Origin of the sequence: Campylobacter sp. RM15925 (assembly GCF_012978775.1) — a bacterium.
Classification (GTDB): Bacteria; Campylobacterota; Campylobacteria; order Campylobacterales; family Campylobacteraceae; genus Campylobacter_A; species Campylobacter_A canis.
Genome location: NZ_LIWP01000003.1, coordinates 41,698 through 57,333, shown reverse-complemented (window position 1 = coordinate 57,333; position 15,636 = coordinate 41,698). Strand labels below are relative to the sequence as shown.

Sequence of the window (15,636 nt, the reverse complement as noted above, 5' to 3'; positions counted from 1 at the left end):
TGCCCATTTTACGTTTTAATCTGCTCAAGCGGCTTACTATCCTGATCTAATGCCTTAAATTTCAGATGTCAAATTTGAGCCCAGCTTAAAAAGGAAAAACATGAAAAAGATTTTTGCCGTTTTAGCCTTTATTTTTACACTCTCTTTTGGTTATGAGTTAAATTTTGAAAAATTTTATGATGAAAACATCACAAATGAGCAGGTAGATAAGTATCTTGATGATATGCTTGCAGCCTTAGATAAAAATCCAAATTTGATAAATAAAGAAACAAATGAATATAACGAACGATTTTTTTCATTTTTCATTATAAATAGCAAAGTCGGAAATACAGGCAAATTTGACTTTGAGCGCATAGAAAAAGTTCTTAAATTTAAGCCTGACTTAAACTACAATATGTACGGCATAAACAATTCTTTTCCGCTTCATATGGTTATTGCTTTAGGTTTTGATCATGAGATCAAAAGCGGTATAAGCGAGGATGAAATTTTAAAGCTAGTTAAAGTCTTAGTTAAACATGGAGCCGATATAAACGCCAAAGAGCTTTTAGCGACGGCTTACTCAGTTAATAAATTTGAAATTTTTAGATACCTTATCGATAACGGCGCAAGAGATACTACTAGAATTATACTTTCTATAGCTGCCGATATAGGCTTATTTATAGGGCAAAACAACCTTAGTATCCATAGAGACAAATTAGAAAACAGCAGAGAAAGAGAGTTTGCAAAAACACAAAAATTTGATAAATTTTATAAAGAGAGGATTAGGTTTTTAGAAAAAATTCTAAAATTTAAAGAGTTAAAAGAAATAGACTCAAAAGAGATAGAGTTTTTTATTCTTGTAAATACAATCTTGGATAACGATAGAGCGATTGAACTTTTACTACGACACGGACTTTGCGAGCTTGAAAATAGCTGCAAATTTTTAAAAGAGCAAGCAAAAATCTATGGCAGTAAAGAAATATTAAATCTGCTAAAAACAAATTAGCCAAATTTTATATACTTTTAAATGATATCATTTGTATGCGAATTTGATTTTTACTCCTCTTGGTTTTTAAATTTTTACTCAAACTTGATACTATCTATATCAAGTTTATTATATTTATCTTGAAAATATTAGCAATTTGTAGTATAATCTGCTAAAAATTTTAAAACAAAAGGAAAAATATGCCAAAAAAAGCAGACAAATTTGAATTTCAAACAGAAGTAAGCCAGCTCCTTGATCTTATGATTCACTCGCTATACTCGAACAAAGAAATCTTCTTAAGAGAGCTTGTATCAAACGCTTCAGACGCGCTTGATAAGCTAAATTATCTATCTTTAACCGATGAAAAATACAAAGCCCTAAGTTACACGCCAAGGATTGATATAAGCTTTGATAAAGATAAAAAGACGCTAACCATCAGCGATAACGGTATCGGAATGAACAAGGAAGATCTAATCAATAATCTAGGCACCATCGCAAGAAGCGGCACAAAGAGCTTTTTAAAAGAGCTTAGCGATAAAGCGAAAAAGGATAGCTCTCTTATAGGTCAGTTTGGAGTGGGCTTTTACTCGGCATTTATGGTTGCGGATAAGATAGAAGTTTTAAGCAAGAAGGCGCTTGAAGATGAAGCGTTTTTATGGAGTTCTGATGCAAAAAGCTACGAGATAAAAGAGGCTAAAAAAGAAAGTCACGGCACAACCATAACTCTACATCTTAAAGATGATGAATTTAGCAATATCTATAGAATAGAAAATATCATCAAGAAGTATTCAAACCACATCCCTTATCCGATATTTGCCGATAAAGAAGAGTATATACCGCCAAAAGAGGGAGAAAAAGAAGGAAGCTATGAAAGCAAAAACACGCAGATAAACAAGGCTTCTGCTCTTTGGAGAATGAATAAAACTAGCATAAAAGCTGGTGAATACAATGACTTTTACAAACAAATCAGCCACGACGAGACGGATCCGCTGCTTCATATACACACTAAAGCAGAGGGCAAAATCGAATACAGCACACTATTTTACATCCCTGCGACTGAGCCGTTTGATCTGTTTCGCGTTGATTATCAAAGCGGCGTGAAGCTATACGTTAAGTGCGTTTTTATAAGCGATGACGCCAAAGAACTTCTGCCTCCTTACTTGAGATTTGTGCGCGGAATTATCGATGTAGAGGATCTGCCGCTAAACGTAAGCCGTGAAATTTTACAAGAAAATGCGATAATGAGAAACGTAAAAGAGCAAAGCATAAAGAAAATTTTAAGCGAGCTTTCCAAACTCAAAGATAAAGATAGAGAAAAATACATAAAATTTTACGCAATGTTTGGCAAAGTGATCAAAGAAGGGCTATACGGCTTTGGCAACGACAAAGAGCAAATTTTAGATCTGTGCCTGTTTAAATCAAGCAAACGCGATGGTCTAATTAGCCTTAAAGAGTATAAAGAGGCGATGAGAGCAGATCAAAAAAGCATTTACTACATAAGCGGCAACAACGAATCTATGCTTAAAAATTCTCCTTTACTAGAGAGCTTTAAGAAAAAAGGCATAGAAGTACTTATAATGGACGAAGAGATCGACACTATCGTTATGCCTATGGTAAATGAATTTGACAAAACCGCTATAAAATCCATCACTCACTCTGACGTAGATAGCGAGATAAAAGATGATAGCAAAGCTGTGGACGAGAGTAAGCACGCGGGAATTTTAGCCAAGATGCGCGAAATTTTAAAAGATGATGTAAAAGACGTAAAACTTAGTTCGCGCCTTAGCGAGTCGGCAGCCGTTTTAGTCTATGACAAGAACGATCCTGATTTTGCTATGCAGACTATCTTAAAGCAGATGGGGCAGTCAAATATACCAAATGCAAAGCCTATCCTTGAAATAAATCCCGAGCATGAAATTTTTGAAAAACTATCCAAAAATGAATTAATGGTGCATGATATTTCAAATTTGTTGCTTAATATGGCAAAACTAAATGAGGGAATGAGCCTAGAAAATCCGTCCGAATTTAGTAAGAGTTTGATTAAAATAATATTAAAGGCTTTATAAAAAGTTATAATTTTATAATACTTTAAAATTAAAAAAAATATAATTATAAAACTTAAATTTTGACGCGGAGTAAGGATATTACGCTCAATGACGAAGATAATTTATTCGAAAAATTTTCAGAGAGTTGTTACTCTTTTTTGCATAGGTTTTATAGTTGCGCTTGGCTTTGTCTTTTTGAAAATGCAAGAGACATCAGCCAAGCTTACAAATTCTTCAAACAAACAGCTTATTTCATACAAGCTGGCCGATGAACTGCGTCAAAGCTCGGATGATTTAACCAAATTTGTTAGATTATTCGTCGCTACAAACGGTAACGAAATATATGAAAAAGAATATAATAAAGTCCTAGATATCAGAAACGGCAAAGTCCCTCGCGCAGGCACAAATGAAAAAATACCGCTAAAAGAACTTATGAAAAAAGAGGGTTTTAGCGATAGTGAGTTTAAAAAACTAGAAGACGCCGAAAATAGATCCCTTGATCTGGCAAAGCTTGAATTTGAAGCTATGGATATGATGAGGTCCGCTTCCTCGCTTCACTATAATCTAAGCGAAATAAAAGAAAAAGCGATGAATTTAGTCTTTGGCGACAGCTATAATAGCTACAAAGCAAACATTATGCAGCCCATAAATGAATTTTTTACCATGGTTGAAAATAGAACTGCAAACGAATTTAGCATATACAAGCATAAACTTGATAATATGCAAAATATATTTTTAGTCCTTTCTGCGGTGGTAATTCTAACGATATTTTTCTTTGCATACCTTAGCACAAAGGTTACCGAAGGAATTTTGGGTGCAAAGCCTGCTCGCATCGAAAGTATTATGAAAGAAATTTCAAGCGGAAATTTAGCTGTAGAAATCAGTACCGATTTTAAAAATAGCGCATTAGGACTTTTAAAAATAGCCACGAGCAACTTAAAAAGCCTGATATCTGAAGCCAAAAATTTATCAACTGAAAATTCATCAGTCGCCTACGAGCTATCGGCGACATCTTTGCAAACAGGACACAATGTAGAAAAATCCTTGATAACAACAAATGAAACTACCGCAAAGGCTTCTTTAATCAAAGATCAGATAAAAACCTCGATAGAAGAGGCAAAACAGAGCAAAGGCGATATGCAAAACGCCATAAACCAGATCGATACGGCAAACGAAGCCATCTCTCGCCTAAGCGATAAAATAAGTTCAAGCGTTCAAACAGAACTTGCACTGGCAAATAAAATTTCAGAGCTAAACAAAGATGCCGAGCAGGTTAGAAATATACTATCGGTTATAGACGAAATTGCCGATCAGACGAATTTGCTCGCCCTTAATGCCGCCATTGAGGCCGCTCGCGCAGGAGAGCACGGAAGAGGATTTGCCGTAGTTGCCGATGAAGTAAGAACTCTTGCTGAAAGAACTCAAAATTCACTCATTGAGATAAATTCAACCATAAACGTCATAGTAGGAGCGATATCTGATTCAAGCGCGCAGATGAATTTAAACTCAAAGCAGATCAGCGAGCTAACTTCGGTTGTCGATGAAGTTAAAGGCAAGATAGTTTTGATGAACGAAAGCATCAAAAAGGCCGTTTTAATGTCAGATAAAGCGGTTGAGGACTATATCAAAACAGGTCAAGACGTAAATGCAATCTTGCAAGGCATGTCCGATATAGCCGAATGCTCTGCTCAAAATGCAAAAAGCGTTGAAGAGATCGCAAGCGCAACCGAGCATTTAAGCAAAATGACCGAAACGCTAAATAACAAGCTATCTAAATTTAACACCTAATTTTGTAATCCATGTAGTTAAATTTACAATAGTTATTACTTGATCGCTAATTAAAATTTTATATGTCTATCAAGACAAATGTTCATAAATTTAGCTTTTAAAAAGCAAATTTATGAACTTATATTATTCAACTCAAAAGCACTTATTTAGTTTTAAACTTACTGATTTTTTATCTCTTGCGTTTCATAACCTTCAAACAGTAGCTTTGACATACCGCCGCTTAAATTTATAATCTCCTTAAAAAGTCCGCTTGAAGCTAAAATTTCAGCCCCCATCAGACTTCTCACCCCTCTTCTACAAATAAGCGCCACGGGTTTATTTACATCCACGACGGCTAAAATTTCTTCTAAAAATTTTGGATTAAAGACTCTGTCGTTATCGTAAAAATATACTAGCTTAGCTCCCTTGATAACGCCTGTTTCATACCACTCGTAAGGAGTTCTTATATCGATTAACTGCTCAAAATTTTCGGCATTTTGCTTTGTGATCTCTATGTTTTTTATCTCGTTAAAATTTATCTTTGGCACAATATTTCCTTAAATTTCACTCTTCGCCATCCCTGCTTCTACCAAAAAACAGCTTGGATGATAGTTAATTTTTTTAATTTTATCGTATTTTGCATAACTTAAAAAAAGCTCATCTCTAGCTCTTGTAACAGCTACATAAAACAGCCTTCGCTCCTCTTCCAGGCTTCCGCCCATACTCATAAGCTTTAAATTCGGAAAGCGATTTTGCGCAAGATCCACGATAAAAACTTGCTCAAACTCAAGCCCTTTACTCGCATGCACGCTTAAAAGATTTACCCCTTCGCCGCTACTCATCTCGTTACTGCCTAGTGTGATGAAATTATAGAAATTCTGCGCTTCGGAGTAGTTTTTAGACAGTTCGTTTAACACCTCGGTCTTTGCCATTATCCGCTCTTTAGCCTCTTGCTTAACACCTTCATCTACATTGCCGTTTTTCATAGTGGCACGCTTAGTTGCTAAATTTTCAACCACAAGAGCGTAAATTTTGCTTGTTTTTATCTCATTTATCAAAGAATTCGGTCTGGTAAACCTTTTTGCTCTAATTAAAAAGTTATAAATTTCATACAAAAACATCGCCCCGCTCTCGCTTAATTTTTGCATTTTAAGTATCGGATGAGCAAAAAATTTCTCACTAAAACCAAGCTTAGAAAATCTTGACATCTCGCCAACCTCATCAATCTCATCAAAAAGACCAAGCTGATAGTTTCGCATCTTTTTTTCAAATAAATTCACGCTATCGTCAGGATTTAACAATCCCTCAACCGCACTTCCGTGTCCAAGCTTAACCAAAGCATCGAAAATTTCCTTGCTAAGTGCGGCGCCGACTCCTTTTGCGTATTCAAAGATATGGATAAACGCCATAATATCTTTTGGATTTATGATAATGCCCATAAGATCCATAAGTGCTTTTATCTCTCTACTTTCAAAAAAGCTTATCCCGCCTTTACGTTTGGAATTTATTCCACGCTCTCTAAGCGCAACCTCAAGCCCGTCGGCGCTTGAGTTGTTGCGAAAAATGATAGCGATCTCCTCGTGCTTAAATTTTGAGTTTGATATTATTTCAGCGATATTTGAGTACTGATCAAAAAGCTCTTCATAAACCAGCAGGCGCGGAGGTGCAAATTTCTTATCATCCCTGCTTACGATCAGCTTTTTTTCATACAAACGCGGGTTGTTTGAGATGACTTTATTGGCAAGCGCAAGTATGCTTGAACTGCTTCGATAATTCGTATTTAGCGCATAAATTTTAGCGTTTAAGAAGCGATCCTTAAAAGAGCCGATTATCTCGATATTTGCTCCGTTAAAAGCATAAATGCTTTGATCAAAATCACCGACGCAAAATAAGCTTTTGGTGTTAAACGCTTCAATCAGCGAGCCTTGTAAGGTGTTGGTATCTTGATACTCATCGACTAAAATTTCATCAAAACTTAACGGGGCTCCCTTTTTAAGCTCTTTTCTCATCTTTATAAGCAGATCGTTAAAGTCCGCGTAACCAAATTTGGCCTTTTCTTCTTCAAATTCCCTTAAAACATCTTCGTAAATTTCAGCATATACGGCTTGTTCGTCACTTCGCTCTTTTAACCAGTCGGCAAAATTGCCGTCTATGACGGAATTTTGAAATAGCGAATAAAGATCGTAAAGATAGGCTCCACCGTAAGCCTTAATATCGCTTAAATGATAAAATTTACGCCTATCCACAAGGCTTTTAAGAAGAGTTTTTAGTTCGCTTGGCTGCTTTAAAGTTACGCCCTTATCAAGCGATTTTAAAAGAGAATAAGATACCGAGTGAAACGTCCCTGCGGTAATCTTAGAAGTAATTTTTTTATCAAAATACCTATTTAAACGCTCTATCATCTCGCTTGAGGCTTTATTTGTAAATGTTAGCAAAAGTATCTTTTCCGCCTTAACGCCCAAATTTAGCAAGTGAGCTATGCGCGCTACAATGGTAGATGTCTTGCCTGTGCCTGCGCTTGCTATTACTAGATTGTGTCCGGCTGGAGCGGTAGCGGCGGCGTATTGTTCGGTATTTAGTCTTGAAAGGGGCATACAAATCTCTCTTTTAAAAAGACGTGATTATACGATAAGTTAAATTTGAAGTTGATAAATTTAATAGGCTTTTGTAAATCTAAATTTTAAATTAGCACGAATTTACAATACCGCAAAAACAAATTTCGACTTTAAATTTTATAAATTTTACATATCCATTTTGCTTTATAAATTTAACCTTAATAATCTCAAATTTCTGATACAAATTAACATCTTTGTAAGTAAATTTTAAGTAAAATCAAAGCCCAATTCAAAAAGCGGAGAGAGATTTTGCAAGTAGATCGACAGATATTTTACGCCTGTGTAGCACTTATTACCATAGGCATTATCTTTTCGCTATCTTTGCCTGTTTTTGCGGTGCTTTACTTCAACTACGAAACATATCATTTTTTTATCAGACAGCTTGCGGTAGGTGTATTGGGCATATTTTTGATGTGGAGTATATCACTACTTAATCCTGACAAAGCGCTTGTTTGGATAGGGTTTGCTCTTTTTATCGTTTGCGGGCTATCCATGGGGCTTATGCACGCACTTCCAAGCTCGATGGTAACAGATGCCGGAGGTGCTAAACGCTGGATACGCTTGCCCGGTTTTTCACTGGCTCCGGTTGAGTTTTTCAAGATCGGATTTGTGTATTTTTTAGCGTGGAGCTTTGCAAGAAAGATAGATGACAGCAAAAAGAGCCTAAAGGAGGAATTTAAGCTTATCCTGCCTTACGCCTTTTTGTTTTTGATCGTGGTTTATCTTATAGCCGTGTTGCAAAACGACCTTGGGCAAGTGGTGGTTTTGGCCCTTACTCTTATCATGATGGCGTTTTTTGCAGGCACAAGTTTAAGACTGTTTGGAATTGGCGCGATAGCCGCAATAGCGCTTGCAACTCTTGCCATAGCAACCTCCGAGCATAGAATTTTACGTATCAAATCATGGTGGGGCACGATACAAAACATGGTGTTATCAATGCTTCCTGAGAATTTAGCAAACGCTCTAAGGGTGGCTGATGCTCCCGAGCCTTATCAAATTTCACACTCGCTAAACGCTATAAAACACGGCGGATTTTTCGGCGAGGGGCTTGGCGCGGGAGTATTTAAGCTTGGATTTTTAAGCGAAGTTCATACCGACTTCGTCCTAGCAGGCATAGCCGAAGAGATCGGAGTGCTTGGCGTATCGGCAATTACTTTTATAGTGGTTTTTTTGCTTTATAGAATTTTTAGAGTCTCTTCAAGAAGCGAAAACAAAGTATATCACCTATTTAGCCTAGGTATTGGGCTTCTTATCTCCCTTTCGTTTCTAATGAACTCCTACGGCATCACATCAATCACGCCGATCAAAGGAATCGCAGTGCCGTTTTTAAGCTATGGAGGAAGCTCTATACTTGCGCTTTGCATAGGTATAGGCATGGTGCTAATGGTAAGTAAAAGGGCAAAGGGATGATCATCATAAGCGGAGGCGGAACCGGCGGGCATTTGGCGATTGCTAAAAGTCTAAACGAAGAGCTTGTAAGAAGGGGTGAAAAGACTATGTTTATCGGCTCATCCAGCGGACAGGATATGATGTGGTTTAAAGACGATGAGAATTTTGAAGATAAAATTTTCTTGCCAAGCAAAGGAGTAGTAAACAAAAGAGGTTTTAGCAAGCTTGCTTCGCTTGCAAATATACTTAATCTAGCCTTTAAATGCAGTAAAATTTTTAAAGAGGTTGACGCTAAAGCCGTTATAAGCGTAGGTGGATATAGTGCGGCTCCTGCGGCATTTGCAGCAATTATCTCAAATTTACCGCTTTTTATCCATGAACAAAACGCCGTAACAGGCAAGCTTAATAAAATTTTAAAACCTTTTGCCAAAGAATTTTTTAGCTCTTATGAGCAGGTTAAATTTGACTACCCTGTCGCAAGCAAATTTTTTGAAAAGTCAAGAGTTAGAAGCGAACTTAAAAACATAATCTTTCTAGGCGGTTCGCAAGGTGCGGCGGCTATAAACGAGCTTGCTTTAAATTTGGCTTTGGACTTAAAAAATATGGGTGTAAATATCATTCATCAATGCGGCAAAAACGGATTTAACGAGCTACAAAAAGAGTATCAAAAGCTAGAAGTTGAAGTTGATCTGTTTGAATTTAGCAAAGAGATAGAGGCAAAAATGAGCGCTGCCGATCTTGCCGTAAGCAGAGCCGGAGCGAGCACTCTATGGGAGCTTTGCGCAAGCGGTTTGCCGACAATATTTATCCCCTACCCTCACGCGGCTAAAAATCATCAATTTTACAACGCTAAGTTTTTGGTAGATCAGAATTTGGCTAAATTTTGCTTTCAAAAAGATGGCAAAATCAACAAAAATGAAATTTTAGATATTATAAGTTCAATAAATTTAGAGGAAATCTCAAGCCGATTAGGCGCTCAAATAAGCCCTAACGGCTCTCAAAAAATAGTCGATGAAATTTTAGCTAAGATAACTTCTCACCGATAGAATCAACCTTAAGTTCTTTTAGCTCATAGGTCAAATAATAATATATCAACTCATCGGTCTTTAAGCTCTCGTCGCTAAATATCGGCTCTATCATGGATATAATCTTATCCGTCATTCCTGCGATCTCAACCAAAAGCAGCTCATCGTGTCGCTCTTTGGCAAGCTTGATACTATAAAGAAAAAATTTATAAAGCATCTTAAATTCTTTTAAGATTACATTGGATATCACTACGGCTCTAGTCTTAAGAGTCTCGTCAAGCTTCTTTTGAAATTCTATAAGCTCGGCTAAAGCGGTTTTGATCTTACGTCTTTGACCACCGTTTCTTGAAATCCAACGCTTTGAGTCCTCTTTGAGCAAATTTCCATACTCTACCGTTAAAACGCCGATTATAAATTTTATATTTTTACAAGCTTTTGCAAGCATATCACTAACCTCTAAGCTTACGCCCTTTTTTTCGGTTTTTATAGAAATTTTTCTAATTATCTGATCAAGATATATGCTTATGTTTTTATAATAATCCTCGTTGTCAAAGACATTTTTAAAATACATACTATCCTTGCGCTCATCCAAGATATCGTGCTTCTTGATAGACTCAACCAAGGAGCTAAATTCAGCGACACTGATATTTATAGACTCGTCTTCTATCTTGGTTTGACAAAGCGCCTCAATCTCGTTTTTTATCTCTTTTATATCTTTAAAAATTGAAGAATAATCCATCTTTTATCCACGTTGCAACTTATGAACCAACTCGTCATAAGTCGTATTGTTTTCTTTTAAAATTTTTTCAAGTAACTTGCTTGAAGCATCCATTCCGCCGCTCCTTTCAGCCTCTAAAAGCTGCTTATAAACGCCTTCTATAAATTTTACGGCATTTTCATTCGGTCTTCTTCTTACCGAGTGATATCCCACGATATTGCCTTGGGCGTCCAAAGAGGCTGTAACGTTTGCAAAAACCCAGTAAAATCCGCCGTCGAAACTTTTGTTTTTTACAAAGGCGAAAATCTCTTGTTTAGCCTTAATTCTATCCCACAAAAGCTTAAAAACCACTCTTGGCATATCGGGATGACGTATTATATTGTGAGGTTTGCCAAGAAGATCTGTTGCCTTTGCTCCGACTATGCGTAAAAACGGTTCATTGCAATAAGTAATTTTACCCTTTGTGTCAGTCTTTGAAACGATAAATTCATTCTCTTTTACAAAGTACTGTTTTTCTGCGCCCATGCTATCAAAAACTCCTTAAAATCGTATCTAATAATCAGCGTATAATATAAAATTTCAAACTTTAGCAGTTTTGCGTAATTTTAATGTAAATTCTCAAACAAATTCAGTTGCCGATATCTATGTATATATTGTAGAATATAAAAAATAAAATATAGATATAATTTTTAAGATTTTTATGGATATTTTTAAAATTTGTTTATATTTTTACAAAAAATATAGATTATATGATTTGCCAGAATGGATTAAATGTGGCTTGATTCTTAAGTTAAATTTAAAAATCTTTTAAAAAACTAAAATTTTTTATTAAATTTTATAGCCAAAGTTATATTGTTTAAACAAAATCCACTTATAGCTTTACCACCTTCCGCTAGCTCCGCCTCCGCCAAAGCTTCCGCCTCCGCCGCTAAAGCCACCACCCGAAGAGCCTCTTGATCCACCCCCGCTTGAACTGCTGTAAAAACCACTTCCAAAACCGCCTTTAGATCTTCTTTTTTTGGCGCTATTCATCTTTTTAACCATAGGATAAAATAGTATAAAAAAAGCTGCAAGCAATAAAAAAGACACTAAAACCACATCGCCTTTTAAAAAAATATCTAAAAAAGAAGATGAAAAAATACCTGCAAACGCAGACATAAAAGAAGTTAATCCAAAGTCTTTTAAAAATTTAAATTTAAAGATAACACCTATAAAAAGCAAGACAAATCCACCAACCACCATAATGCTAGTAAAGTCAAAAAAAGCATCCATCCTAGGATCCCCCACATAATCATTCCCGCTGTCTTCGTCTATGAAGTCTATTATTTTAGCTACACCGTCTAATATACCTTGTTCGAAATTTCCATCTTTAAATTTAGGAACTATTACTCTTTGTATTATCTCATGGCTTATGGCATCCGTTAATGATCCTTCTAAACCGTATCCTACTTCTATGCGAATTTCTTTTTCGTTTGGAGCTACTACTAACAATACTCCGTTATCTTTATCTTTTTGTCCTATAGCCCAGTATCTACCAAGTTCAAGAGAGTACTCTTCTAGACTTCTTCCTTGAAGAGAATTTAAAGTTACTACAACAACTTGATTTGTAGTATTTGATTCATGGTTTGCAAGAATTTTAGTTAAATTCTCTTTTGCCGAATTACTTAGTATATTTGCTTCATCGACTACCCTGCCGGTGAGGTTGGGGAATGAAATTTCACTTGCAAACAAAGATAAAAAAGCAGTTAAAAGTAGTAAAATTTTCTTCATTTGTAATCTCTTAACCATCTTTTGCTTTCTTTGAGCTAAACAAAGAATTTAAAATGCCTAAATTTACATACCTGCTTCCATCATCTCTCATTTCTACGCGCATAGTTAAAAATGAAAACACAAAAACAATGCCAAAAAAGATAAAAGACGGCAAGCCGTAAGGCAGGGCTTTCATCAAAAATACGGTTAGCATACCTGCAAGCACGGAAGACATGCCGACTTGGGTAAAAAAAGTAAGATTTGACTTATGGCTTATAATCCATAAAATCAACCCTCCAATTGTCGAAATCCCAAGCATAGCCATAGTAGCATCTTCATATGGATGATTTATGTAGTCATTACTTTTGTCATCATCCATAAAATCCAAAATCTTCACAACTCCAAGCTTTAAAGCGCCATCTATCCTTCCTTCTCTTAGCTTAGTCTCTATAATCTCATACGCTATCGAACCACCATTAAGCCAATCACTCTTTGTTACGATAGCTGCCCTTGAATTTGCGTAGTTTTGCAAGCTATAATCCACAACTAAAACAGCGGTCTTGTCATTGATATTCCAGTGCTTTGCAAGATTTTGACTATAGAGCGCAAGATCCTCTTCTTGCTTTAGCTGCACCACAATCACTATAAGCTTGTTGCCATACTTACTCTCGTGCTCATTTATCATCCTATCAAGATCGCTTTTAGCAAATTCGCTCAACAGACCTGATTTATCTATGACGGAACCTGAAAGCTCAGGGAAATTTCCCTCACTAAAAGCAAAGCTAAAAACAACCATTAAAGATATCAAAAACTTCTTCATAAAAACTTCCTTTTATCTTAAATCTACCATCTTCCGCTAGCTCCGCCACCGCCAAAGCTTCCGCCGCCTCCACTAACGCCACTGCCGCTACTACCTTCGCTTTCAACGAAGTATTTATAGCTATCAACTCCCTTTTTCCAGCCATATATCAACTTCTCATCAGGCGTACGCCTAATCTCTTTAAAAACATAAGGAAAAACAGCTACCATGCCGACTAAAATGGCTAATGTTTTATATATTATAGGATCTATAGGCGCACTGATGATAGCTCCCGCAAAACCTCCGACTATAATCGAACCAAAGATACTAGAGCCTACATCGCTTATAACTCTACGTCCGCTTAGCCTACCTATAAATATAAAAACAGAACAAGACGCTATCAAAAAGGCAATGACAAGCAAAACATTATCGACAAATACCTGCTCTTTTACTATATCGTTACTTGCATCTTCATCGGTAAAATCCAAAATTCTAGCAACGCCTCCTAAAATTCCCTCTTCAAAATCACCGCTTTTAAATTTCGGAACCATTACCTTTTCAATTATACTCTTGCTTATGGCGTCGGTTAGAACTCCTTCAAATCCGTATCCAACCTCTATGCGAATTTCTTTTTCGTTTGGAGCTACTAACAACAACACTCCGTTATCTTTATTTTTTTTACCTATAGCCCATTTTCTTGCAAGAGCTAAAGAGTAACTTTCTATGGAGTATTTATCAAGCGATTTTATAGTTGCGACTATGATTTGACTGCCGGTTGCTTTTTCGTGGGCTTCAAGCGTCGCAGTTAGGCTATCTTTTGTGCCTTTAGTTAGTATGTTTGCCTCATCCACAACCCTACCCGTAAGCTCCGGAAGTGAAATTTCAGCCGAAAAGAGTGATATAAAAGTAAGTAAAATAAACAGTATATTTCTCATGAAAACCTCCCTTTTGGGCTAAATTTACAGAGTCACTAAATTTAGCTTTCTATAAATTTAAACTTTATTTCATAAATTTTATAGCTTTACCACCTTCCGCTAGCTCCGCCACCGCCAAAGCTTCCGCCTCCGCCGCTAAAGCCGCCTCCTCTACTTCCACCGCTAAAGCCTCCACTGCTGCTACTGCCACCAAAGCCACCGCTTTTCAAAAGCCCTCTTGGCATCTTTCTTATCTTGTCAAAGGCAAATATAAAAATCAATATTGTAACAACTAAAGCAACGACTATCGCGATCATAGCTGAGCCGGTAAATGTAATGACAAGAACGCCGATAAAAAATCCCATCAAGCCCGATAGTAGCATAGAAGTAGCGATATCGCTAACTATCCTAAACCTCTTAATCATCCCGCCAACAAAAACCAAGATAATCGAACCTCCGACAACACCCGAAGAAAGAGTGTAGAAGATATCCTCAAGAGGATCTCCCACATAATCATTCCCGCTGTCTTCGTCTATGAAGTCTATTATTTTAGCTACACCGTCTAATATGCCTTGTTCGAAATTTCCATCTTTAAATTTCGGAACTATTACTCTTTGTATTATCTCATGGCTTATAGCATCCGTTAATGATCCTTCTAAACCGTATCCTACTTCTATGCGAATTTCTTTTTCGTTTGGAGCTACTACTAACAATACTCCGTTATCTTTATTTTTTTGACCTATAGCCCACTTTCTTGCAAGTTCTAAGGAGTAGCTTTCTATACTTTGTCCTTCAAGTGAATTTAAAGTAACTACTACAACTTGATTTGTAGTATTTGCTTCATGGTTTGCAAGAATTTTAGTTAAATTCTCTTTTGCCGAACTACTTAGTATATTTGCTTCATCGACTACTCTGCCGGTAAGGTTGGGGAATTTGATATCGGCAGCAAAAATAGCCGCAAAAAGAAGTAAGATAGATAATATCTTTTTCACAATAGCTCCTTTTAGTTGCTATTTAAACGATACTTCCGGTCTGTTTTGTTCGCTCTCGCTAGCCTCAAAAGTATCTTTCAGCTTAGCCTCGGGATGAAAAATTTGAGCCACAAATTTTCCAGGGAAAGTTCTAAGAGCTAGGTTATACTCCTTAACCGAAGCTATATAATCCTTCCTTGCAACGGAGATACGATTTTCAGTACCTTCAAGCTGAGACTGAAGAGCTAGAAAATTTTGATCGGCTTTTAATTGCGGATAATTTTCACTCACAGCCATAAGCCTTGATAAAGCGCCTCCAAGATGTCTTTGAGCCTCCATAAACTCTCTTATCTTCGTAGGATCGCTAGCATCGTTTGCATTGATGGTTATCTGAGAAACCTTGCTTCTAGCCTCGGTAACTTCTGCAAATACGCTCTTTTCATGAGCCGCATATCCTTGCACGGTGCTAACCAAATTCGGTATCAGATCAGCACGCCTTTTATACTGGTTTTGCACTTGCGACCACTTCTCTTTGGTTGTCTCGTCAAGTGTTGGAACTTGATTGTAATACTTTAAGAAAATTCCTCCAAAAATCGCAACTACGACTAAAAGTCCTGCTAATCCTTTCATCTTAAACCTTTCTTGGTGATTTTATTTTTACTTTTGCTTCACTTACTCAC

13 protein-coding genes and 1 pseudogene are annotated in these 15,636 nt (G+C 36.7%); 5 read left to right on the top strand and 9 right to left on the bottom strand.

Annotated elements, in window-relative coordinates:
• The first annotated feature begins 100 nt into the window (after window positions 1-100).
• From CDOM15925_RS09970 to CDOM15925_RS10255, 3 genes and pseudogenes are all read left to right on the top strand, one after another.
• The gene (locus CDOM15925_RS09970; RefSeq protein WP_211436651.1) at window positions 101-985 is read left to right on the top strand and encodes a hypothetical protein; all 885 of its coding nucleotides are present in this window, start codon (window positions 101-103) and stop codon (window positions 983-985) included.
• A gap of 179 nt (window positions 986-1,164) precedes the next feature.
• Window positions 1,165-3,030, top strand: a complete 1,866-nt coding sequence (htpG, locus tag CDOM15925_RS02610; protein WP_169940797.1) for a molecular chaperone HtpG — start codon at window positions 1,165-1,167, stop codon at window positions 3,028-3,030.
• Window positions 3,031-4,302: 1,272 nt separating this feature from the next.
• Window positions 4,303-4,797 (top strand): annotated as a pseudogene (locus CDOM15925_RS10255) (methyl-accepting chemotaxis protein); the annotation flags it as partial.
• Between the two features lie 158 nt (window positions 4,798-4,955).
• On the opposite strand, the gene CDOM15925_RS02600 reads toward CDOM15925_RS10255, so the two are convergent.
• Window positions 4,956-5,324, bottom strand: a complete 369-nt coding sequence (locus tag CDOM15925_RS02600; RefSeq protein ID WP_349644311.1) for a rhodanese-like domain-containing protein — start codon at window positions 5,322-5,324, stop codon at window positions 4,956-4,958.
• A 9-nt stretch (window positions 5,325-5,333) separates the two neighbouring features.
• Entirely contained in the window at window positions 5,334-7,370 is a 2,037-nt protein-coding gene (locus CDOM15925_RS02595) for an ATP-dependent helicase (protein ID WP_169940793.1), read from the bottom strand.
• Window positions 7,371-7,640: 270 nt separating this feature from the next.
• Between CDOM15925_RS02595 and CDOM15925_RS02590 the strand changes: the two genes are divergently transcribed.
• Together CDOM15925_RS02590 and murG are read left to right on the top strand one after the other, a co-directional pair.
• The gene (locus CDOM15925_RS02590) at window positions 7,641-8,801 is read left to right on the top strand and encodes an FtsW/RodA/SpoVE family cell cycle protein (RefSeq protein WP_169940791.1); all 1,161 of its coding nucleotides are present in this window, start codon (window positions 7,641-7,643) and stop codon (window positions 8,799-8,801) included.
• Window positions 8,798-9,826, top strand: a complete 1,029-nt coding sequence (gene murG, locus CDOM15925_RS02585) for an undecaprenyldiphospho-muramoylpentapeptide beta-N-acetylglucosaminyltransferase (RefSeq protein WP_169940789.1) — start codon at window positions 8,798-8,800, stop codon at window positions 9,824-9,826. Before CDOM15925_RS02590 ends, murG begins: the two co-directional genes overlap by 4 nt.
• Here the strand turns inward: murG and CDOM15925_RS02580 are convergent.
• From CDOM15925_RS02580 to CDOM15925_RS02550, 7 genes are all read right to left on the bottom strand, one after another.
• Window positions 9,804-10,544 carry an imidazole glycerol phosphate synthase gene (locus tag CDOM15925_RS02580; RefSeq protein WP_169940787.1) on the bottom strand — a complete coding sequence of 247 codons (741 nt, stop codon included), beginning with the start codon at window positions 10,542-10,544 and terminating at the stop codon, window positions 9,804-9,806. The genes murG and CDOM15925_RS02580 overlap by 23 nt on opposite strands.
• A gap of 3 nt (window positions 10,545-10,547) precedes the next feature.
• Complete coding sequence (locus tag CDOM15925_RS02575; protein ID WP_169940785.1) at window positions 10,548-11,048, bottom strand: PAS domain-containing protein; 501 nt, start codon at window positions 11,046-11,048, stop codon at window positions 10,548-10,550.
• Between the two features lie 354 nt (window positions 11,049-11,402).
• Complete coding sequence (locus CDOM15925_RS02570; protein ID WP_169940783.1) at window positions 11,403-12,293, bottom strand: TPM domain-containing protein; 891 nt, start codon at window positions 12,291-12,293, stop codon at window positions 11,403-11,405.
• A gap of 10 nt (window positions 12,294-12,303) precedes the next feature.
• Window positions 12,304-13,092: a TPM domain-containing protein gene (locus tag CDOM15925_RS02565; protein WP_169940781.1), complete on the bottom strand. Its 789-nt coding sequence runs from the start codon at window positions 13,090-13,092 to the stop codon at window positions 12,304-12,306.
• 23 nt (window positions 13,093-13,115) lie between these two features.
• Entirely contained in the window at window positions 13,116-14,006 is an 891-nt protein-coding gene (locus tag CDOM15925_RS02560) for a TPM domain-containing protein (RefSeq protein ID WP_169940779.1), read from the bottom strand.
• A gap of 86 nt (window positions 14,007-14,092) precedes the next feature.
• On the bottom strand, window positions 14,093-14,977 hold the full coding sequence (locus tag CDOM15925_RS02555; protein WP_169940777.1) for a TPM domain-containing protein: 885 nt from the start codon (window positions 14,975-14,977) through the stop codon (window positions 14,093-14,095).
• Between the two features lie 18 nt (window positions 14,978-14,995).
• Window positions 14,996-15,586: a LemA family protein gene (locus CDOM15925_RS02550; protein ID WP_169940775.1), complete on the bottom strand. Its 591-nt coding sequence runs from the start codon at window positions 15,584-15,586 to the stop codon at window positions 14,996-14,998.
• Window positions 15,587-15,636 lie beyond the last annotated feature (50 nt).

What these genes read in the sequence shown, in the direction of transcription:
- CDOM15925_RS09970 (WP_211436651.1), top strand. Translation starts at nt 101, where the DNA reads ATGAAAAAGATTTTTGCCGTTTTAGCCTTTATTTTTACACTCTCTTTT.
- htpG (WP_169940797.1), top strand. Translation starts at nt 1,165, where the DNA reads ATGCCAAAAAAAGCAGACAAATTTGAATTTCAAACAGAAGTAAGCCAG.
- CDOM15925_RS02595 (WP_169940793.1), bottom strand. Translation starts at nt 7,370, where the DNA reads ATGCCCCTTTCAAGACTAAATACCGAACAATACGCCGCCGCTACCGCT.
- murG (WP_169940789.1), top strand. Translation starts at nt 8,798, where the DNA reads ATGATCATCATAAGCGGAGGCGGAACCGGCGGGCATTTGGCGATTGCT.
- CDOM15925_RS02580 (WP_169940787.1), bottom strand. Translation starts at nt 10,544, where the DNA reads ATGGATTATTCTTCAATTTTTAAAGATATAAAAGAGATAAAAAACGAG.
- CDOM15925_RS02575 (WP_169940785.1), bottom strand. Translation starts at nt 11,048, where the DNA reads ATGGGCGCAGAAAAACAGTACTTTGTAAAAGAGAATGAATTTATCGTT.
- CDOM15925_RS02570 (WP_169940783.1), bottom strand. Translation starts at nt 12,293, where the DNA reads ATGAAGAAAATTTTACTACTTTTAACTGCTTTTTTATCTTTGTTTGCA.
- CDOM15925_RS02565 (WP_169940781.1), bottom strand. Translation starts at nt 13,092, where the DNA reads ATGAAGAAGTTTTTGATATCTTTAATGGTTGTTTTTAGCTTTGCTTTT.
- CDOM15925_RS02560 (WP_169940779.1), bottom strand. Translation starts at nt 14,006, where the DNA reads ATGAGAAATATACTGTTTATTTTACTTACTTTTATATCACTCTTTTCG.
- CDOM15925_RS02550 (WP_169940775.1), bottom strand. Translation starts at nt 15,586, where the DNA reads ATGAAAGGATTAGCAGGACTTTTAGTCGTAGTTGCGATTTTTGGAGGA.